This is a genomic window from Limnoglobus roseus, from assembly GCF_008254045.1.
Lineage (GTDB): Bacteria > Planctomycetota > Planctomycetia > Gemmatales > Gemmataceae > Limnoglobus > Limnoglobus roseus.
In genome coordinates, this window is the sequence record NZ_CP042425.1 from 679,631 (window position 1) to 698,879 (window position 19,249).

At 66.2% G+C, this 19,249-nt stretch carries 15 protein-coding genes; 4 read left to right on the forward strand and 11 right to left on the reverse strand.

All coding sequences use genetic code 11. From position 1 onward, the window contains the following. The first annotated feature begins 8 nt into the window (after positions 1–8). The gene (locus PX52LOC_RS02670; RefSeq protein ID WP_149108631.1) at positions 9–665 is read left to right on the forward strand and encodes a redox-sensing transcriptional repressor Rex; all 657 of its coding nucleotides are present in this window, start codon (positions 9–11) and stop codon (positions 663–665) included. Positions 666–728: 63 nt separating this feature from the next. Here PX52LOC_RS02670 and PX52LOC_RS02675 read toward each other — a convergent pair whose 3' ends face one another. Next, a complete protein-coding gene (locus PX52LOC_RS02675) occupies positions 729–1,970 on the reverse strand; it encodes an SPOR domain-containing protein (RefSeq protein ID WP_149108632.1) in 1,242 nt (413 codons plus the stop codon). Between the two features lie 162 nt (positions 1,971–2,132). Here PX52LOC_RS02675 and PX52LOC_RS02680 point away from each other — a divergent pair, with 162 nt between their 5' ends. Further along, on the forward strand, positions 2,133–3,875 hold the full coding sequence (locus PX52LOC_RS02680; protein ID WP_149108633.1) for a coiled-coil domain-containing protein: 1,743 nt from the start codon (positions 2,133–2,135) through the stop codon (positions 3,873–3,875). A gap of 81 nt (positions 3,876–3,956) precedes the next feature. On the opposite strand, the gene PX52LOC_RS02685 is transcribed toward PX52LOC_RS02680, so the two are convergent. Continuing rightward, on the reverse strand, positions 3,957–6,179 hold the full coding sequence (locus tag PX52LOC_RS02685; protein WP_168218773.1) for a hypothetical protein: 2,223 nt from the start codon (positions 6,177–6,179) through the stop codon (positions 3,957–3,959). A gap of 410 nt (positions 6,180–6,589) precedes the next feature. Further along, positions 6,590–7,405, reverse strand: a complete 816-nt coding sequence (locus PX52LOC_RS02690; protein ID WP_149108635.1) for an arginase family protein — start codon at positions 7,403–7,405, stop codon at positions 6,590–6,592. Positions 7,406–7,502: 97 nt separating this feature from the next. On the opposite strand from PX52LOC_RS02690, the gene PX52LOC_RS02695 reads away from it, so the two are divergent. Next, complete coding sequence (locus PX52LOC_RS02695) at positions 7,503–8,021, forward strand: gamma carbonic anhydrase family protein (protein ID WP_149108636.1); 519 nt, start codon at positions 7,503–7,505, stop codon at positions 8,019–8,021. Continuing rightward, complete coding sequence (locus tag PX52LOC_RS02700; RefSeq protein WP_149108637.1) at positions 8,018–9,292, forward strand: M24 family metallopeptidase; 1,275 nt, start codon at positions 8,018–8,020, stop codon at positions 9,290–9,292. Before PX52LOC_RS02695 ends, PX52LOC_RS02700 begins: the two co-directional genes overlap by 4 nt. Positions 9,293–9,348: 56 nt before the next feature. Here PX52LOC_RS02700 and PX52LOC_RS02705 read toward each other — a convergent pair whose 3' ends face one another. The 8 genes from PX52LOC_RS02705 to hflX form a co-directional block, all read right to left on the reverse strand. Further along, entirely contained in the window at positions 9,349–9,861 is a 513-nt protein-coding gene (locus PX52LOC_RS02705; RefSeq protein WP_149108638.1) for a c-type heme family protein, read from the reverse strand. A 69-nt stretch (positions 9,862–9,930) separates the two neighbouring features. Next, complete coding sequence (locus PX52LOC_RS02710) at positions 9,931–10,440, reverse strand: type II secretion system protein GspG (RefSeq protein ID WP_149108639.1); 510 nt, start codon at positions 10,438–10,440, stop codon at positions 9,931–9,933. A gap of 59 nt (positions 10,441–10,499) precedes the next feature. Then, positions 10,500–11,339, reverse strand: a complete 840-nt coding sequence (locus PX52LOC_RS02715; RefSeq protein WP_149108640.1) for a phytanoyl-CoA dioxygenase family protein — start codon at positions 11,337–11,339, stop codon at positions 10,500–10,502. A gap of 62 nt (positions 11,340–11,401) precedes the next feature. Further along, positions 11,402–11,878 (reverse strand): YegJ family protein, encoded by a 477-nt coding sequence (locus PX52LOC_RS02720; RefSeq protein ID WP_149108641.1) that lies wholly within the window; start codon positions 11,876–11,878, stop codon positions 11,402–11,404. 417 nt (positions 11,879–12,295) lie between these two features. Next, entirely contained in the window at positions 12,296–13,225 is a 930-nt protein-coding gene (locus tag PX52LOC_RS02725; RefSeq protein WP_149108642.1) for a chemotaxis protein CheW, read from the reverse strand. Positions 13,226–13,240: 15 nt separating this feature from the next. Then, complete coding sequence (locus PX52LOC_RS02730; RefSeq protein ID WP_149108643.1) at positions 13,241–16,117, reverse strand: hybrid sensor histidine kinase/response regulator; 2,877 nt, start codon at positions 16,115–16,117, stop codon at positions 13,241–13,243. Between the two features lie 109 nt (positions 16,118–16,226). Next, a complete protein-coding gene (locus tag PX52LOC_RS02735; protein ID WP_149108644.1) occupies positions 16,227–17,606 on the reverse strand; it encodes a methyl-accepting chemotaxis protein in 1,380 nt (459 codons plus the stop codon). A 271-nt stretch (positions 17,607–17,877) separates the two neighbouring features. Further along, positions 17,878–19,191 (reverse strand): GTPase HflX, encoded by a 1,314-nt coding sequence (gene hflX, locus PX52LOC_RS02740; protein ID WP_149108645.1) that lies wholly within the window; start codon positions 19,189–19,191, stop codon positions 17,878–17,880. Positions 19,192–19,249 lie beyond the last annotated feature (58 nt).

A 19,249-nucleotide genomic window follows, 5' to 3' on the forward strand; every position in this document is an offset into this window, starting at 1 on the left:
GAGATTCCGTGACCCCGAGTCGGGCCGACGAAAACCCAGGCGAACTCTCTCGGGCCACCGCCCAGCGGTTGAGCCATTACCTTCGCGTCGTCGCCCACCTTTCGGCGGGCGCGACGGTGTCAAGTTCTCAACTCGCGGACTCCGTCGGGGTCAGCGACGCGCAGGTGCGGCGCGACCTCGCCGCCCTCGGCCACCTCGGGCAGCGCGGCGTTGGGTACGACGCCGCCGCCCTCGCGGGCGTCATCCGCCGGACGCTCGGCACCGACCGCGGGTGGAAGGCCGTGCTTGTCGGCGTCGGGAACCTCGCCCGCGCGTTGCTCCGCTACCGCGGCTTCCGGGATCAAGGGTTCGAGATCGTCGGCCTGTTCGACGCCGCCGCCGACAAGATTGACCACGAAGTGGAGGGCCTCCGCGTCTACCCGATGGAGGCTCTCAAGGAACAACTTGCCGTCCGCAAGGCCGAACTCGGCGTCATCACCGTGCCCGGGGAGGCGGCCCAAGTCGTCGCGGACGCGCTGGTGAAGGCCGGGGTGAAGGGCCTACTCAGTTTCGCCCCTGGTTTACTACGGGTACCGCCGCACGTCCGCGTGGTGACGGTGGACCTCGCGATTCAGTTCGAGCAACTCGCGTTCCTCGTCAACCACGGGTCGGCCGACGGGGTGTAACGAACGAAAGCCCAGGGACGGGCGTCCCTGGGCTTTCGCGATCTTGTAGCTCCCGCACGAAACTCACTTCACCTGCATCGCGGCGAGGCGGTCAAACGGGTAGACCTCGTTCCCCTTCATGCCCTTTTCGCCGACGTTCAGACGCAGCGCTTCCAACCGGTCCTGCTCCGCCAACATGCGCGGGTCGGTCGCGGAATCGAACTGCCCCACGCAAACGAGGCTGCCGTTGAGCGTGTGCAGGATGTACGACTCGAACGGCTTGACGTTCGGGAACTGCGGCGTCGGCTTCAGACTGCGAAGAAGTGTCGCCAAGTTCTGGGACAGCCGAGCGGTCTTATCCAGGTATTCGGGCTGCGAGTTGAACAGCCGCTTGATGCTGATGACGTTGTTCGCGTCCTTGTCCTTCATGTCCACCGGGGCGTAATACGCCTTCACCACGATCGTCCACGGCTTTTGAATCTTGAGCACGCTGAGCGGCTCCTGCTTGTTCAATTCAAGCACGTAGGGGTCAGACCCGGCTTCGCCGGTGAGCGTCTTCGGGGCGGCCGGGTTCGGGGCGACGAACGCGAGCTTGAACGGGTTCAGGAAGCCGCCGGTGAGCGTGGTCTGCTGCCCCTTCTCCGCGGCCCCGCCGATGAACCCGCGGTCCATCAGCCGCTTGTCGGCCGGCTCGGCCCACCGACGGACGATGTCCAACCCCTTGCGGGCGCTCTCCATGTCCTTCCAGCCGCCGACGAGCACCGCGTACTGTTCCTCGTACTTGATGCTCGGCACACGGTACTTCGGCCGCGTCTCCTGGAACTCGTAGCCCTTCTTGAAGGCTTCCTCACGCATCTGGTCGTTGAACTTCAGGAACATCTGCTCTTGCTCGGCCCGCTTTTTCTCGCGCTCGATGCGGACGCGGTCCTCTTCCTTCACCTTCTCCTCGTGGCCCCGCTCGAACAGGTAGGCCGGCGTCTTGTACGTCTCGCGAATTTCCTTGGCGAGTTGCTCGGCGAAGACCTTCGCGTTCTCGCCGTTGTAGCTCTTCACCACGAGCATCCACTGTCCGTGTTCCGGCTTCACGTACCACGGGTGGGTAGCCGCCGGCGGTTCGGCCGGCCGCGCCGTCGTCGCGGCGACTTGGTTGAACGACGGCGGGGCCGACGAGGTCGCGGGCGCGACCGGGGCCGACGGCGGGGTCAGGGTAATGGGGGCCGGGCCGGCGGGCGGCGCGGCGGGCGTGGGCTTGCGGTCCACGGCGAACTGCGCGCTCGCCCCCGCGGCCGTCGCGAGTGTCACCCCGATTGCGAACCATTGACGCATCACACATCCCCCGTGCGGGCCGAGTCGTTCCCCACACCGCCGCTAATACCCACGACCGGCGGCCGGCGGAAGGGTACTTTTTGCAAACTTGAATCGATCTGGAGTTTTTTCGCGATCGTGCCGATAAGCGGGGCGGGCGATTCCGTGCGCGAGGGTGGCAACATGTCCGATGTTGTGGTGACGACCGTCGATCTGGCGACCCTGCTCGAACAGTTGGCCGAGGGCCGCGAGAAACTGCGGGACGAGCGGGCCGCCGTGAAGCCGAAACTCGCCGAGGCGGACCGCCTGAACCGCGAAGCCCGCGACACCCGCCGGCGCGTGCGGAAGGCCGCCACCCGTTACCTCAAGCGCGTCCGCGTGCAGGCCGCCACCGAGGCAAAAGTCGTGCGAGCCGCGCGGGCCGAGTTGGGCCTTCAGCAAGAGGAACTCAACCGCGCTTTCGCCGACCTGACGGCCGAGCGCGGGCGGTTCGCCGAGGAGGGCACGCAGTTCCGCGGGCAACTTCAGCAGTCCTGGGAACTGCACGCCGCCCAGCAGCAGCAGTTCGCCGACGAGCGCCGCCAACGGGACGACGAACTCTCGAAGCTCTTCCAACTGCTGGAAACCCGCGAGCAAGAGGTGACGGCCCGCGAAGCGAAAATGAAACGTGACCGGCACGCGGCCGACACGGAACTGGCGAAGGTGAAAGCCGAAGCCATCGGCCTCGACCAGCGCGTGCTGAGCGCCCGATTGGTGCTCCAAGAACTCGAACAGCAGCGGGCCAAACAGGTCGTCGACCGCGTGACGGGAGCTGCCCTCGCGTCGGCCGGCCTGGTTTCACTCGCGTCGGCCGGCGACATTCCGCCGCGGCAACTGACGGCCCTGCAAGCGCGGGAAGAGGAATTGCACCGCGAGCACAAGGAACTCGCCGTCGCCCGCCGTGAGTTGGAAAAACTCGCCGAACACCTGACCGATCAGCGACAAGTGCTGGCCGAGCAGTTCAACGCCCTGGCCGCGGCCAAACAGTCGTGGCAGTCGGAAGAGGTTCGCACGGTCGACGAGTTGGAGAGTCTGGTGAAGGCCGTCGAGTTCCGCGAGGAGATGCAGGCCACCCGCGAGGCGGCGGCCGAGCGGACGGAAGACGACCGCCGCGAGCGGGAGCGGGAACTGTGGAAGTACCAGACGACCCTCGACCGCTGGCACGCCATGCTGACCGAGCGTGAGATGCAATTCCAGGCCGAACGGGCCCAGGCCGAGGTCGGGTTGGCCGTGCGGCGGGGTGTCGTCGCCGACCGCGAGGCGGGCCTCGACTTCGTCTGCCAGAAGTGGGACGACGAGCACGCCCGCACCCGTGAACAACTGCTGGAGACGATGGCCCACTACAAGGCCGAGCGGGAAGCATGTGTGGCCGCCGTCGCCGAGTGCGAGCGGACGAAGCGACAGACGCAGGAGCAAGCGGCGAAGCTGGCCGCGTGGCTGTTGGCGTCGGAACAGCAGTTACAGGAAGCGACCGGGCAACCGGACGGCGAGAAGGCCGCCCGCCGGATCCGGGTTCTCCGCAAGCGGTGGGAGTCGCGGTTCGGCCGCGTTCTCCGGCAGATCGACGGCCGCTTGAAGACGCTTGGTGCAGAATCGGCCGCCCTCGTCGCCCGCCACGGCGAACTGCAACGGATGGCCGCCGAGGTCACGGACCGTCAGCGGCAGCAACAGGCCGCCGCGCGCCGGCAGGAAAAGGCCCGCACGCAGGCCGAGAAGATGCCGTTGGATGAGCCGATGATTCTCTCGATCGCCGACGCCCGCCGCCAACGCGCCGAGGCCGAGGCGGCACGGCTGCGGCACACGGCGGAGGTCACGGCGGAAGCACTGCTGGACGCCGACGCGAAGAACAACATCATCCGCCTGAAGCCGGCGACCGGAGCGGCGTGACGACAAAAACGACGAACCCCGCTCGAACGAGCGGGGTTCGCGGAACAACAAACCCGCCCCGAGGGGCGGGTTTGCAATTGGTTACTTCTTCGGGGCTTCCACCGGCAACTTCACCGGGGCCGGCATCGCCTTCGGGGCTTCGGCCACCGGAGCCGCGGCTGCGGGGGCAGCGACCGCCGGGGCGGCGGTGGCACACGGGGCTTCGCACGCCGGGGCGGCCGTCGCACAGGCGTCGCACGAGGCCGCTTCCTTCGGGCAGCACAGGCGGCCGCTGAACAGCTTGCCGAACAGGTCGCGGATCGGCCGCTTCGTGGCACAGGCGTCGCTACCACAACCCGTGTTGCCGCAGGCGCTGTTCTTCAGGTGGTTGCCGAGCTGACCGGCAGCCACGCCGCCGCAGCCGTTATCACAGCCACCGCCGCAGGGGTCGTTGCAAACCGGCACCTTGCGGGTCACGGTCGTCGGGACCATTTCCGTCGTGGTGTACGGGACCTTCACGGTCGTCGTCACCGGGATTTGCTTCGTCAGCACGACCGGCACTTTCTTGCAGACGATCTCTTCCTTCATCTCCGTGATCTTCGTCGGGACGAGCTTCTTCGTCTCGACGGCCACCATCTTAGTCGTGGTGACGGGCACGATCTTCTCGACGGTCGAGGACACCATCCGCGTCGTCGTCACCGGCACGTGCTTGACGACTTCTTCGGCGACGGTCTTCTGCACTTGCACCGGCACCTTGCGGGTTTCGGTCACGCTGACGTTACGGGTCACGTTCGTGACCACGTCCTTGTTGACCTTCACGCCTTCCACGAACACGCGGCCGTTACCGCCGGTTTCGTAGGTCGCCGTGCCGTCGGCGATACCGCCGCAGGCGTCTTTGCCGAGGTGCTCGCCCTGGCTACCGCACGGCGTGCCCTTGGCGTTGGCGGCGTCCACGTAGGCCCCGTAGGCGATCCGCTTGTGCGTTTGCGGCACGAGGCGGGTTTCGGCCACGGTCACGTTGCGGGTGACGGTCGTCGGGACCTTCTCGGTCACGGTCCGCTTCACCTGCTTGGTGACGGTCGTCGGCACCGTCTCGGTCACGGTCCGCTTGACCATCACCGTCTCGGGCACTTGCTCTTGAACAGTGGTCCACTTCGTCACCTGACGGGTTTTCACTTCGTCGGGTTCGCGGACCACAGTCATGCCGCTGAGGCCAGGACCTCCACAACCGCCGCCGCAGCTACCGATGACGCCGCCGCTGGAAGCGGAGCCACCGAGGCTGGCGAGGCGGGCGCGGACCTTGTCGCCGAGCGTCGCACCGTCGCGGTTACCGCACAGGCGGGCGAGCAGGCCGCCCTTGCTGCCGCACGACGAAGCGCACGGGTCGCAAGGCGTCGCACACGGGTCGGCCTTGGCGCACGGGTCGCAACCGCCACCGGTGGCGCAGGGGTCGCCGCACGGGGAGCCGTTACCACAGCCGCCGCGGTTCGCCCCGTTGGCGCACGGGTCACAGGTCGGGACGAGCTTGCACGCGCCCTTCACCGTGTACGTTTCCGTGACGACCTGCGGGACCTTCTTGCAGACGGTCTTCGTCGTCGTCACCGGCTCGCACACGGTCCGGGTGACGCACTTGTTCACCGTCTCCGTGACGTTGTCGCACACCGTCCGGCAGACGTCCTTCATGACGGTCTCGGTGACCGGCTTGCAGACGTTGACGGTGCACTCCTTCATCGTCGTCTCGCACACCGGGCGGCAGACGAAGAAGCACTGCTTCGTGACCTTTTGCTCGCACACCGGCTTGCAGACGGTGAAGGTGCACTCCTTGTACTGCGTCTCGCACACTTTCTTGTAGACGGTGTACTTGCACTCCTTCATCACGGTTTCCGTGACGGGCTTGCAGACGTTCTCGGTGACGACCTTGTTCACCGTCTCGCAGACGGGCTTGTAGTTGACGCAGGTTTCTTCCTTCATGACCGTCGTGCAGACGGGCCGCTTGACGACCTCCTGCACCGTCTGGCAGCTCTTTTCCGTGACGGTCTTCATGACCGTCTGTTGCTCGGTGCGGTAGCAGGTCTTCGTGACCGGCTTCATGACCGTCTCGGTGACGGTCGTGTAGCCGGTGTGGAACCGCTTGCCGGCGGCGGAGTCGTGGACGACTTCGCACGTCGGCTGGCACCCGGAGGTACACGCCGAGTAGCTCGACTGAGCGGCCGGCGCGTTCGAACACCCGGGGGCGTACGTGGTACACCCGCCCAGCCCCGCGTGAGCGCTCGACCCGGTCCCGAAGACCGCGGTCGCCGCAAGAAAGGCCCAACGCATCCTCATGATGCTCCTCCTGAACGAGCCGCCACTGGGTCCGGTTCCCACCGTTCCCCGACCGATTCGCCTGAACCGGTCCCGGCGACGCCTCGTGTTTCCTTCGCGCGTTTGCGACGACGAGCGAATCCGCAAACCGCGAACATGCCCCACCGCTCGTCTGCAATGGGTATCGGAACGCCGGTCGTGCGGGAAGCAGGGGTGAGCGGCCGCCGGATCGTATTCGTTGCCCGCGGCGCTCGCGTCGCACGGCGTGTATCGAGAGTGAAGCCTGGTAGGATTGTGACGGATGAAATATCCGCCGAGGACGCGGCCCGCGCGCAAGTGTGCCCATCCGGCGAATACCGGCATCGGAATCGTGGGAAACGGCTGGATGTTTGGAGAAAATGTTCCGATTCTGCGGGCAGTATCGCCGAGAGTTACACCCCGTACCGCTTGAGAAGTAACCACTCCAACAGCCAGCCGAGCAGGTTCAACCCCGCATCGCGGACATCGTGGCCGGGGGCGAACTCACTGATCGAAACGCCGAGAACCTTGTCGCCCCAGACGGCTTGCAGAACTGCCAGCAGTTGTTGCGGTGTCATTCCGAAGGGCATCGGCTGGCAGACGGCCGGCAGGAACAGCGGGTCGACGGCGTCCACATCGAGGTCGATCCAGATGTTCGACGCAGTCGCGGCTTGCTCCGTCAGCGATTGCAGCACGCCGGCGAAGTCCGCGGCGATGCGCTCGGCCGGAAACACTTCCGCGAACGTCCGCCCGACGTACCGCGGCATCAGGAACTGATCGCGGCTGCCGACGTTCACCACTCGCGGCAGAGGCCGTTCCGCGTGCAGCAGGAAGTTGCCGTGCGACAATTCCGGCGTGCAGTCGTGCAGGTTGTAAATGTCCAGGTGCGCGTCGAACTGAATCACCAGCGTGTCCGGCGGCAGTTCCTCGTACACCGGCAGCACGCTCAGGTGGTTCCCGCCGAGCCACAACAGAAAGTCACCAGCCGCGAGTACCTTCTTCGCCGCTTGTCGCCCCGTTTCCCGCCACGCGGTGACGTCGGCCATCGTTTCGAAGGCGAAGTCTTTCACCTTCAACTTGTCCCGCAGCACCGCCGGCCGGGTCGCCCGCTTCTCGGCATCCGTGTCGGCCAACACCTCTCGAAGTACGTCGCCGAGCAATTCCGCGCCCGCCCCGGTGCCGGAATTGCCGAATGTATCGAAGGGGAAGACAACGGCGGTCGTTCGCATAACCGGCAAAGCCCTCAATCTCTACGGGGGAACTGGAGTCGCTCCCGGATCAAGATATGATGCACGGATCGGAACTCGCACCCCCGAGACGGCCACCATGCGTCGCGTCGGCGAAGTCTACATCGCGGAAACCGCCGTCGTCACGGCCGACGTGACGCTCGGCCGCGGCGTGAGCGTCTGGTTCGGCGTCGCCATCCGGGGCGACGTGGCCCCCATCACCGTCGGCGAGTTCACGAACATTCAGGACAACGCCGTGGTCCACTGCGACCACGGCTTCCCCAACGTCATCGAGCCGGAAGTCGTCGTCGGGCACTCGGCAGTGCTGCACGGGCTTCGCGTTGCGACCGGCACCCTCGTCGGCATTGGGGCGAAGTTGCTCGGCGGCACGGAGGTCGGCGAAGAGTGCCTCATCGCGGCCGGGGCGGTGCTGCCGCCGGGAATGCGCGTCCCGCCGCGGTCGGTCGTCATGGGCATGCCCGCGAAGGTGGTCCGCGCTGCGACCGCCGAGGAAATTGGCCGCACGAAAGCGATCAACCTGCGATACCGCGAACTCGCCCGCCGCTACGCGGACGGCGAAATCGCGTGGCCATACGGCCGGGGGACAAGTCCCACATGAACCCATCTCTCAACGACGATAAGCCGGCCCTCGACGACGAGGAATCGATCTTCGGCGGCGGCGAAAATCTGGAAGACATCACCAGCATCTTCACCGAGGCCCTCCCGTCCGACGCGCCGGCCCCCACGGAAGTGCAGGGCGAAGACGACGCCATCGACCCGCAAATCCTGAAGCGGCGGGCCGACATCGACGGGAAGCAAGCCCGCGTGGCCGGGTTGCTCGAAGAGATGGGCTGCGAGGGCGTGGTGCTGCTGATGCCGGCCCACGTCACGTGGTTCACCGGCGGGATGAACGTCCGCGGTCTGATCGCCGACGGCGAGCGGCCCGGCGTTTACACCAACGGCCGGCAGCGGTGGCTGCTCGCGAGCAACATCGACGCGCAGCGCCTCTTCGACGAGGAACTCGACGGCCTCGGCTTCCAACTGAAGGAGTGGCAGTGGAGCGTCGGCCGGCCGGTGCTCCTCGGCGAGTTGGTGGCCGGGAAGAAGTTCGCCACGGACCGGCCGTTCCCGAGCATGCCGCTGATTAACGACCGCCTCCGCCCGGAAATCCGACCGCTGACGGAGTTCGAACAAGGGCTGTACCTGGAACTCGGCCGGGCGGTCGCGCACGCGGTCGAGGCGACGGCCCGAAACGTCGAGCGCGGCGAGACCGAACAAGAGATTGCCGGCCACCTCGCCCACCGCCTGTACCGGCACGGCATTGAGGCGACGACGATCAGCGTGGCCGCCGACGGGCGAGCGCAGAAGGTCCGCCGGGCGGGATTCACGGAGGCGGCCGTGGAATCGACGTGCGTCTTGCAAGCGACCGGCTACCGCGACGGCCTGTACGCCACCGTCAGCCGGACGATCTGTTTCGGGCCGCCGGCCGATGCGTTCCGCACCGAGTACGAATTGGCCGCGAAGATGGCCGCCGTCTACCGGGCGATGAGCGTCCCCGACGGGTCGGTCGGCGTGGCCGCCGAGATGGCCCGCAAACTGGTGGCGAACAGCCCGCACGAGTACGAGTGGCGGCACTCGCAGCCCGGCTACGGGGCAGGCCGGTTCGTAGTGGAAGAGTTGCGGAAGGCCGGCCAGGACGAGAAATTCGGCCTCGGTTGGCCGCTGGTCTGGCAGGCGAAGATCGGCTCGGCAGCGGTCGTGGACACGGTGATCGTGGACCAGTACGCCGCCCTGCCGGTGACGCCGCCGGAGGGCTGGCCGTTCAAGCGGATCAAGCTCCGCGAGCGGGTCTTCGACGTACCCGATTTGCTCGTTCGGCTAGAAGAATGAAGGGTCACGCGGTGAAGGGGTGAGAAAAACTCTTCGGTCTTGTCACCCCTTCATCCTCACTTGATCGGCAACTCGTACACGATCGCGCCGAGCAGGTCGTTCTCCTTGACGCCGTGGCACTTCGCACACGCCTTCATCACGGCCGGCACGATGGTCGCCGTCCGCAGCACCGGCTTCCCGTCCGCTTCGCCGACTTCCTCGTAGGTCGACTTCCCGCCCTTGATCGCCTGGATGGCCTTCTTCTCGAACTCCGTTTTCGCGATGTTCGCGTCGCTCTTCGGGTCGCCGGTCGCGTCCACGAGGCGGGCGGTGTGGTAGCCCTTCTTCTTCATGGCGGCGAACACGTCGTTGGCCACGAAGATCGCCGGCTTCGCGGCCTGCTTGTCGCCGTAGTGCGCCGTGACGCTGACGACGGCCGTCTTGTACAGGTCGTCGAGCATCTGGACTTGCTCGCGGGTTCGCTCCAGAGCGGCCTTGTCCGGCTCCTTCTTGTCAGCCGCCGTCGTGTGAATGCCCAACACCGCGACCGCGAGAACCCCGGCCGCCCCGATTCGCAAATGCGTCTTCATACTGCACCCGTGGGGAGAAAAGTGACACGGTGCAGTCTACCCCGCCTAATTCGGATGTCAATATCCGATTTAGTTCTTTTCGGCGTGGCGCTCCCCGCGGACGCTCTCCTTAGCCCCATCGACGAGGCCGCGGACCAGTCCCTTTGCGGCATGGTGGGTCGTCTCCTCGGCGTTCTTCTTGATCCCCTCGCCGACGCCCTTGAGGTTAACCGCGTGCCGCACGGCGAGAACGTCGTCGTCGGTGTGCTCCTTCCCGTCCGGCCCGAGCGAGAGGACGGTCACGTCCTCGGCCACGCCGCCCTGACTGTACGCGACGCGGAGTGGCCGGCCCCACGGGTCGTCGTCCGGCAGCGTGTCGGTCGGCCAGCGGTCGTACACGCCGGTGTCGGTAGTCTGCCGGTCGAGCTTGTCGGCCCACACCGCCACGAGGCGACGGGCTTCTTTGCGTTGCGGGTCTTCCACGTCCTTCGGTAAGGCGGGGCGGAAGGCAAAACAGCCGATCACGGCGAGGACGGAACCGACCACGCCGATCCAGAATGAGGGACTTCGAGGGGGAGCGGTAGGAGTTGCTTCCGACATGGCGAACCTCCGTTCGGGGTCGCCTTGAGTGGACGACGGGCCGCCGGAAACTCGCCGTATTATTCTGAATCGGTGAGTGTGTGGGCACTCCGGTCGCGGCGGTCTTCGAGCCACGCCACGTCGCCGGAGTCGGCGAACCGCTTCTCGCCCACGTCGAGGATGGCCGCGTCCGGAACGACCTTCAGCGGCGTGTACCGCGGGTGGTGGCTGTCCTTGTACGGGTCGTTGCGGGCCGCGTTGTAGCAGCAGATCATGCTCCACCGCGGGTCGTCCGACGTGTTCTGATCGCTGCGGTGGAGCATGTTCGCGTGGAAGAACAGCGCGTCGCCGGGTTCCATTTCGACGTGAACGAGTTCCAACCGCTTCGCCAGTTCATCGACGCGCTCGCGGTCGGCCCCAGCTTGTTCGCCGGTGAGGACGTGGTTGATCCGCCCGGCGTGGTGCGACCCCTTCAACACTTGGAGGCAGCCGTTCGCCCGCGTGCACGGATCGACGGCAATGAACACGCTCGTCAGCAGCGGGAACAGCACGCCGTTCTGGTACCAGTAGCCGTAGTCCTGGTGCCACGCCCACGCGCCGCCGACCTTGGCGTCCTTGAGGATCATCTTCGAGTGGTAGTGGTACACCTCGCCGCCGAGGAGCTTCTCGCAACTCCGCACCATCCGCTCGCAGCGGGCGAACATGCCATACACACCGTCGCCGGGATGGTTCCACAGCGACAGCCGCACGACCCCGCCCTCGCCGTCGGCCCGACCGAACGAGCGTTTGTCGAGTTCGGCGTCCTCCTTCGCGCTGCGCTGGAGGAGCGAAATTTCCTCGCCGCTGAACAGCCCCCGCGCGAGGGCGTACCCGTCGGCGTGATACTGCTGAACCTGCGAATCGGTGAGAACGTGCGGCATGGCAGGACTCCACGGGGGCAGCGTTGATGTATCCGCAAGACCGATTGGGGGCGAGCCGACGGTCAGTCCACGGTGAACGGCAGGCTCTTGTCCATCTCCGCTCGCTCGGCCGGTGGCATGGCGTCCCGCAGTGCCCGCAGGGTGTACCCGCCCACGAGTTTCTTGTTCTCGATATACATCCAGTCCGAGATCTTCTTTACCTCAATCGACGCCTTGTCACCTATCTTCACAGTCTTGACGTGCTCAGGGTCGTTGTTGACGATGCCGTGAAACGTCGTCCCGTCGAGTGTGACGTTACTGAGCCACATGTGCTCGGTGTTCTTGCCATCGGCGAACGCCATCTTGACCGACAACCCCTTCTGGGTCGGCTTGGGTGCCTTAAGGACGGCGGTGAACTGCGAAACCGTGGTACGGGCTTTCTCGATGGCGGCCTTCATGCCGGGGTCGTCGTCCGCGACGTAACTCACCTTGTCTTCAACGGGCTTCTTGCCGCAACCGACAAGGGCGATCACGAGCGCGACACCAAGCAACTGTTTCATCGCAGACCTCTGGTGGGGATCGGCTCAGGCTAACTGCTACGGTGGCGGAAATCCAGATGAAGTCGATGGTGGGGCAAGGGAAAGATGGCATCTGGCTCGGAGGAAATGCATGAGCGCAGCGATAGCTGGTAGTTGTACTGTCGCCGTGGTTCTGATCGGCTGGGAGGCAACGACCACAATGCCGAGTTGCTGCGGCAACGCTCGTCGCGACTTGGCGGCGCAATGGAACCTAGCCTGGTTCGGACCGGCCCTGGTCGCAGGCACCGTGGCTACCTGGCGGGCAGCCAACAGTGGCGAACGGCAAGTGTGTCGGGTATGCGCCACCGTGGCGGCGGTTCTGTGGGTGGCCTGCACCGGGTTCGTGCGGAACTGGTGGTGAGAGTAAAGTCATGACGATGCCGAGCGAAGCAGCTCTCACTACGACTGCGTCAGCTTCGCCAAGTCCGGGATCACCAGCGTTAGCTCGTTCGTGTCGAAGACGCCGAGGACGCGGTCCTCGGTCAGTGTGATCGGCCGTCGCGAAGGGGCGTTCGGCAGCGGCAGCGGGAACATGCGGACGCCGGGGCCGGCGAGGAGGCCGACGGGTTCGCGGGTGGCGGTGCGAATCACGACCACGCGGCGGACCGACGGCGGCGGCATACGGAGGCCGCACCACGCGGCGAGGTCGATGACCGGCAGCGGCTTGCCGCGCCACTCGGTCACTTCGCGGACGTGTTCGGCCGCACCGGGGACCAGCGTGCCGGCCGGGGCTTCGATGATCTCCACCACGCAGCCGACCGGCAGGCCGAAGCCGACGACGCGGCCGCCGGGCAGTGGGTACTCACTTTGTCCGATGACGAGCAGGCGGTCGGAGACGAGCTTCCGCGATGACGTTCGAATCGCGGCCGGCGGGGGATTGTCGTCTTCGGCCGCGAAGAGATCGACTTGGCCCGCCAATCGGTCCGGGTCCAGGAGCAACAGCGGCCGGCCGTCAAGCATGAGCAGGCCGTCGAAGAACAGGCCGCGGCGGGCAACGCTTTTCGGCACGGCTCGCACGTCCGCGGCCGACAGGCGGGTGATCGGCGAGACGCGGTCGATCAAGAGGCCGTGCCGTTCGCCGGCGACTGCGGTGAGCACGACCTGCCCGGTCCGCAGGTTCGGCGAATGGTCGAGGTCGAGGCGCGACGCAAGGTTCAGCACCGGCCACTCGCCGGCACGGTTTGTGATGCGGCCGGCCAGGTCGGGGCGGTCGGGCCATGGGCGGACACGGTCGCCGCGCTCGATGCCGAGGACGCGGTCCATGTCGAGGCCGACGGTGACGGGGCCGACCGTGAGGCGGACGAGATTCGTGGTTTGCGTCGCGATCACGCGCGGGGTCCTCGGTTACGCCTTGCTGCGGGTCAGTTGGCGGATCACGTCGATCAGCGATTCGTCCTGGTACGGCTTCGTCACGTAGGCCGACGCGCCCAGGTCCATCGCCTTGCGGCGGTGCTTCTCGGTCGCCCGCGAGGTAATCATCACCACCGGCAGTTTCTTGAACGCGGCCTGATTGCGGAGGCTGCCGAGCAGTTCGTAGCCGTCCATCCGCGGCATCTCGATGTCCGACAGCACCACGTCCGGCAGGGCTTGTCCGCGTTGCAGAATCTCCAACGCTTCGGTGCCGTCCTTCGCGGCGATGGCCTTCCAGCCCTGTCGCTCGACGAGGTTCGTCAACACCCGGCGGACACTCGGCGAATCATCGACGAGCAGCACCGTGGTGGCACTGCGCGCCCGCGGGGCAGCGGCTCGTGGCATCAGTTGCGAGGTCGAGGCCGCGACTACGGCCGCGGACGCGCGAATCAGGTCCGGCGGGTTCAGAATCAGCACGACAGTGCCGTCGCCCAGCAGCGTCGCCCCGGAGACGGCCGGCACTCGCTTCAGGTGCGAGCCGAGGTTCTTGATGACGATTTCGCGGCCGCCGATGAGGTGTTCGACCACCAAGGCCAGCCGCTTTTCGCCGGCACGGATCAGCAGAACCGGCGGCCGTTTCACCGTGTCGTCGGCCGACTGTTTCAGGTTCAGCACGCGGCCGAGGTGGGCGACTGGGTACATCACGTCGCCGACTTTTAGCACCGGCTCGCGGCCGATCTGCTGAACTTCCGATTCGTCGAAGCGGAGAATCTGTTCGACTGCGTCGAGCGGGATCGCGAACGTCTGCTGGTTCGTCTGCACCATCAGCGCCCGCGTGATGGCCAGCGTCATCGGCAGGCGGATCGTGAACGTCGTGCCGCGGCCGGACTGCGAGGTGATCGTGACCGTGCCCTTCAAGGCTTCGACCTTCGATTTCACCACGTCGAGGCCGACGCCGCGGCCGGACAGTTCGCTGACGGCGGCCTTCGTGCTGAAGCCGGGGGCGAAGAGAAAGGCGTGAACGTCTTCGACGGGCATCGCGTCGACTTCCGCCGCGGACGCTAACCCGCGGGCGACGGCAGTGGCCCGCACGGCGTCGGCGTCGATGCCGCGGCCGTCGTCGGCGATCCGCAACACGACCTGACTGCCCTCGTGGACGGCCGACAGGCGGATCGTGCCAGAGTCGGGCTTGCCGAGTGCGCGGCGGACTTCCGGCGTCTCCAGCCCGTGATCAACGGCGTTCCGCAGCAGGTGCAACAGCGGGTCGGCCATCGCCTCCAGCACGGTCTTGTCCAGGCCGGTGCGTTCGCCTTCGAGAACCAGCGTGGCCTTCTTGCTGGTCTGTTCGGCGGCGTTGCGGACGGTGCGTTGCAGCTTCGCCGTGGTCGTGGACAGCGGGACCATCCGCAGCCGCATCAGCTTGTCTTCGAGTTCCGTCGAGAGCCGGCCCTGCCGCGTGAGGAAGCCGTCGAAGTCGCCGTGGACGTGGCCGAGTTCGGTGCCGAGGGTCTGGATGTCGTTGGTCGTCTCGGCCAACTCGCGGCTGATGAGGTGCAGTTCGGTGTAGCGGTCGAATTCGAGATCGTCGAAATCGTCGGGGCCGGCGGTGCCGAGTTTGCCGCCGAGGGCGGACGCCTCGAAGCCAGTTTCGAGCTTGGTCGAAGCGCGACGGAGGCGCGTCGTACTCGGCTCCATCTCGTTCAGTAGCCGCTGGAACTCGGCCATCCGCGACTCGAACGCCGTGCGGGCGATGAGCAGTTCGCTGACCAGCTTCGTGATGTCGTTCAGCTTCTCGATCGGCACGCGGACGTAAGTCTCGGCGGCCTGCGGGCGGTCCGGCGTGGCTTCGACTTTCTCCGTCGGCTCGTCGGCGATCACCTGCGGCAGCGGCGCTTCGACGACCGGCGCGGCCGGAACTTCGGGTGAAGCGGCAAGGGCGGCGTCGAGTTTCGCGTACAGCGGCGCGAAGTCGGGGGCACGGCCGTTGATCGTGTCTTCGATGGCGTCGGTGCTGCTCAGCAGCGCGTCAATTTCGCCCGGCGTGGCGACCCGCGTGCCCTCGAAGTAGAGGTCGAGCAGGTCTTCCATCCGGTGGGCGAGCTTCGTCACGTTGGCGAAGCCGACCATCGCGGCCGTGCCCTTCAGCGTGTGGGCGGCCCGGCGGACTTCCGCCCACTGGTCGCGGTCGGCGGGGTTCTTGCGCGTTGCCGGCAGCAACGTCGTCAGTGCCCGCAGGTGGTCGTCGGCTTCGAGTTTGAAGACTTCGAGCAGTTCCGGCGGAATGTCGGCGGCCGGTTCGGAAGGAACGTCGAGTTCCTTTGTGTCGCCAGCCGCGGCGGCGAAGAGGCCGAACGGCGGCGGGGCGAGGTCGCCGAGATCGGCGAGCGTGTCGTCGGCCCCCGGTTCGGTGTCTTCGTAGGGCGTCACCCACTCGTTGCCGCCGCCGATGGCGGCCCCGGTCGCGGCCGATTCCGCCGGCGGCAGGCCGCGGAGCGTTCGCAAACTCTGCACCGCTTCGGCGACGAGGGCTTCTTCTTCCAGGTTCTCGCCGAGGACGCCGTCGAGGTAGGCTTCGATACTCGCGAGGCCGCGTTCCAGGACCGGGAAGACGTGCGGCTCGGGCTTCAGCTTCCCTTGCACGAGTTCGTCGAGGGCTTCTTCGAAGTGGTACGCGATGTGGCTCAGCCCACGGAGGCCGACCATCGCCGCCGCACCTTTGATGGTGTGGACGCAGCGGTGGGCTTCCTCGGCGGCCGACAGATCGGCGGGGTTGTCGCGCACGGCGACCAGCCCATCCCGCACGGCCGGCAGGTAGCCGCTCGCTTCTTCGAGGAACCCGATCAGGATTTCGGGATCGACGGTTCGGCTCATTGTTTTGATTGGGTGAAGGGGTGAGCGGGTGAAGGGGTGACAAGAGTGGATCGTGGTGAACGGGTTTTATCACCCCTTCACCCGCTCACCCCTTCACCCAATCATGACTTCAGGCTTTGTTCCCGTAGCCGGCGGGGAGCTTGAACGCGGACACCGAGCCGCGGAGGTCGTCGGCGAGCTTCGCCAGCGAGTTCACGCTCTCGGCCGTCTGCTTCGTGCCCACGGCGGTCTGCCGGGTGATCTGGCTGATGTTGCCCATCGACCGGGCCAGCGCTTCCGACCCCTTCGCTTGCTGCTTCGAGGCTTGAGAAATCGACTGGATGAGTTCGGCCAGCTTCATCGACACGCCTTCGATCTCGTTGAGCGACTGACCGGCCTGGTTGGCGACCTTCGAGCCGCTGACGACTTCCTGAATGTTCTTTTCCATCGCGCTCACGGCTTCGTTCGTTTCGCCCTGAATCGCCTTCACCAGCGTGGCGATCTTCTTCGTCGCTTCCGTGGACCGCACGGCCAGCCGTTCGACTTCCTCGGCGACCACCGCGAACCCGCGACCGGCGTCCCCGGCGGCGGCGGCTTGAATCGAGGCGTTGAGGGCCAGGATGCTCGTGCGGTCGGCGATGTCGTCGATGAGTTGCACGATCTGGCCGATCTCCTGCGACGTTTCGCCGAGCCGCTTGATCCGCTTCGCCGTCTCCTGGGCCTGTTCGCGGATCTTGTTCATCCCCTCGATCGTGTTCCGCACGGCCATGTTCCCCTGCTTCGCCGTCGTGAGGGCTTGCTGGGCGACGGCCGTCGAGGTCACGGCGTTCTCGGACACTTGTTGAATGCTGCTGGCGATCGCGTCGATGGCGGCCGACGTGGTGACGATCTGTTCCGTCTGGTCTTCCGAGCCGTCCACGAGCGTCTCGGCCGACGAGTAAATCTGGTTCGCGGCCGTCGACACCTGAAGGGTCGCGTTCTGGACGTTCCCGATGATCTTCCGCAGTTGGTCGATCATGAAGTTGAAGCTGTCGGCGATGGCCCCGGTCACGTCGGCGGACACTTCGGCTTCCTTCGTCAGGTCGCCGTCGGCCACGCCGGACACTTCGTCGAGGAGTTTCATGATGCTCCGCTGAACCTCGTCCTGCGACTGCAAGAGCTTGGCCGTCTTGTCGAGCGTGCGGTTGAGGGCGGCGGCCGTGTCGCCGAGTTCGTCGTTCGTCAGCACCGCCGCCCGCGCGTGGAAGTTACCCGCTTCCACTTGCTGGAGGACGGCGTTCAGGCTCTCGACCTGCCGCGTGAGGCCGCGGGCCACGAGTACGAGCGCCAGCGAGCCGAGGGCCACCGACACGGCCACGGCGGCCGTCGCGGACTTCGACACGCCACCGGCGTCGGCGGGTTGCCCGGCCGTCAGGTACAGCAGTCCCACGATGGGGAGCAGGAACGGCACGGCGATCATGGCACACTTCAGCCACAGTCGCAGCCGCGGGGAACTCGTCGCAGGGGCCATCGGGCGTCCTCACTCGAATGCGGTCGGATTGCGTTCGCCGGCGCAGGTTCGCCCTCCGCCACGGCGTTCAACCTGGAACTTAGAACAGGATGTCGGAGATTGCGGAATTCGATTGACACGAACGGTCGAAAACTCGCCCGGGGTCGGAGTTGGCGGCTGAAATTCGTCACCCGGGCGCGAATTGAGAAGGCGAGAGAGGTGAAGTGTTTCGGGAAGTTTACACCGCGAGGCCGGCTCAGGTTGCCAGCCCCACGGTGCAACTTGCGGTTGGTTACTTCAGTACCGTCACCTTCGCGCCAGTCGCCTGAACGTGGTGGACGAGGTGCTTCGAGAGCACGCAGCGGAAGATCACGTCGTCGTCGCGGTACTCCTGGCGGTAAATCTCGGCGTGGGCGTTCAGGTAGGCGATCGCCTTGCCGTTGGACGTGGCGGCCACGATCTCCGCGTCCACGAAGTTTCGCGAGAGCATCTCGATGACCGTGTCCGTCAGGGTGTCGATCCCCTCACCGGTCAGACCGCTCACGGTCACGGCCTTCGGGTGGTGCTTCAACAACACGTCCAGGGTCGAGCGGTCCGTCACCTTGTCGACCTTGTTCAGCACGAGCAGGGTCGGGTTCTTGTCGCACTCCAGTTCCTTCAGCACCGCCGTCACGGCGAGGATTTGCTGTTCCGCCTGCGGGTTGCTCGCGTCCACGACGTGGAGCAAGAGTTTCGCCTGCCGGGCTTCTTCGAGCGTGGCCTTGAAGCTCGCGACGAGGTGGTGGGGCAGTTCGCGGATGAACCCGACCGTGTCGGACAGCAGCACCTTGCCGAAGTCCTTGACGTGCCACTGCCGCGTGCGCGTGTCGAGCGTCGAGAACATCTGGTTCTTCACCAGCACCTCGGCCTTCGTCAGCGTGTTCATCAACTGCGACTTGCCGGCGTTCGTGTAGCCGACGAGCGACACCGTGAATTCCTCGCGGCGGCTTTTGACCTCCCGCTCCTTGCGGCCCTGCACCTCGGCGATCTTCTCTTTCAGGTCGCCGATGCGCTTGCCGGCGAGCCGGCGGTCTTCTTCGAGCTGCGTTTCGCCGGGACCGCGGAGGCCGATGCCCCCGCCCTTCTGCCGCGACAAGTGCGTCCACATATTCTTCAGCCGCGGCAGCGAGTATTCGAGTTGCGCCAACTCAACTTGCAGCCGCGATTCGAGCGTCTGCGCCCGCGTGGCGAAGATGTCCAGGATGAGTTCGCTGCGATCGAGTACCTTGACGCCGAGGGCTTTTTCGAGGTTGCGGCCCTGAGCCGGGTACAGGTCGTTGTCGAACACGACCACGTCGGCGTCGGACGCTTCCACGAGTTCCTTCAACTCGTTGACCTTGCCAGAGCCGATGTACGTGGCGAGGTGAATCTCCTGCCGCTTCTGCGTCAGTTCCGCGACGACCTTCGCCCCGGCGGCTTCCGTCAGGCCACGGATTTCGTCGCACGGGTCGGTTTCGAGAACCCACGGCCGGCCGGGCAGGGCGACCGAGACGAGAACCGCCTTCTCGGCCTCGACCGAGAACTCCGTGCGGTGGCCGGTTTCAAATCCTTTAGCGATGGCAGTCATCCTCATGGCGGGAACAGGGGGTTGAAGAATTGTACGCCACCGGGGCGGGACAGGGACA

Coding starts and splice junctions, on each gene's coding strand:
- PX52LOC_RS02675 (WP_149108632.1), bottom strand. CDS start 1,970: ATGCGTCAATGGTTCGCAATCGGGGTGACACTCGCGACGGCCGCGGGG.
- PX52LOC_RS02680 (WP_149108633.1), top strand. CDS start 2,133: ATGTCCGATGTTGTGGTGACGACCGTCGATCTGGCGACCCTGCTCGAA.
- PX52LOC_RS02685 (WP_168218773.1), bottom strand. CDS start 6,179: ATGAGGATGCGTTGGGCCTTTCTTGCGGCGACCGCGGTCTTCGGGACC.
- PX52LOC_RS02690 (WP_149108635.1), bottom strand. CDS start 7,405: ATGCGAACGACCGCCGTTGTCTTCCCCTTCGATACATTCGGCAATTCC.
- PX52LOC_RS02695 (WP_149108636.1), top strand. CDS start 7,503: ATGCGTCGCGTCGGCGAAGTCTACATCGCGGAAACCGCCGTCGTCACG.
- PX52LOC_RS02700 (WP_149108637.1), top strand. CDS start 8,018: ATGAACCCATCTCTCAACGACGATAAGCCGGCCCTCGACGACGAGGAA.
- PX52LOC_RS02705 (WP_149108638.1), bottom strand. CDS start 9,861: ATGAAGACGCATTTGCGAATCGGGGCGGCCGGGGTTCTCGCGGTCGCG.
- PX52LOC_RS02710 (WP_149108639.1), bottom strand. CDS start 10,440: ATGTCGGAAGCAACTCCTACCGCTCCCCCTCGAAGTCCCTCATTCTGG.
- PX52LOC_RS02715 (WP_149108640.1), bottom strand. CDS start 11,339: ATGCCGCACGTTCTCACCGATTCGCAGGTTCAGCAGTATCACGCCGAC.
- PX52LOC_RS02720 (WP_149108641.1), bottom strand. CDS start 11,878: ATGAAACAGTTGCTTGGTGTCGCGCTCGTGATCGCCCTTGTCGGTTGC.
- PX52LOC_RS02730 (WP_149108643.1), bottom strand. CDS start 16,117: ATGAGCCGAACCGTCGATCCCGAAATCCTGATCGGGTTCCTCGAAGAA.
- PX52LOC_RS02735 (WP_149108644.1), bottom strand. CDS start 17,606: ATGGCCCCTGCGACGAGTTCCCCGCGGCTGCGACTGTGGCTGAAGTGT.
- hflX (WP_149108645.1), bottom strand. CDS start 19,191: ATGACTGCCATCGCTAAAGGATTTGAAACCGGCCACCGCACGGAGTTC.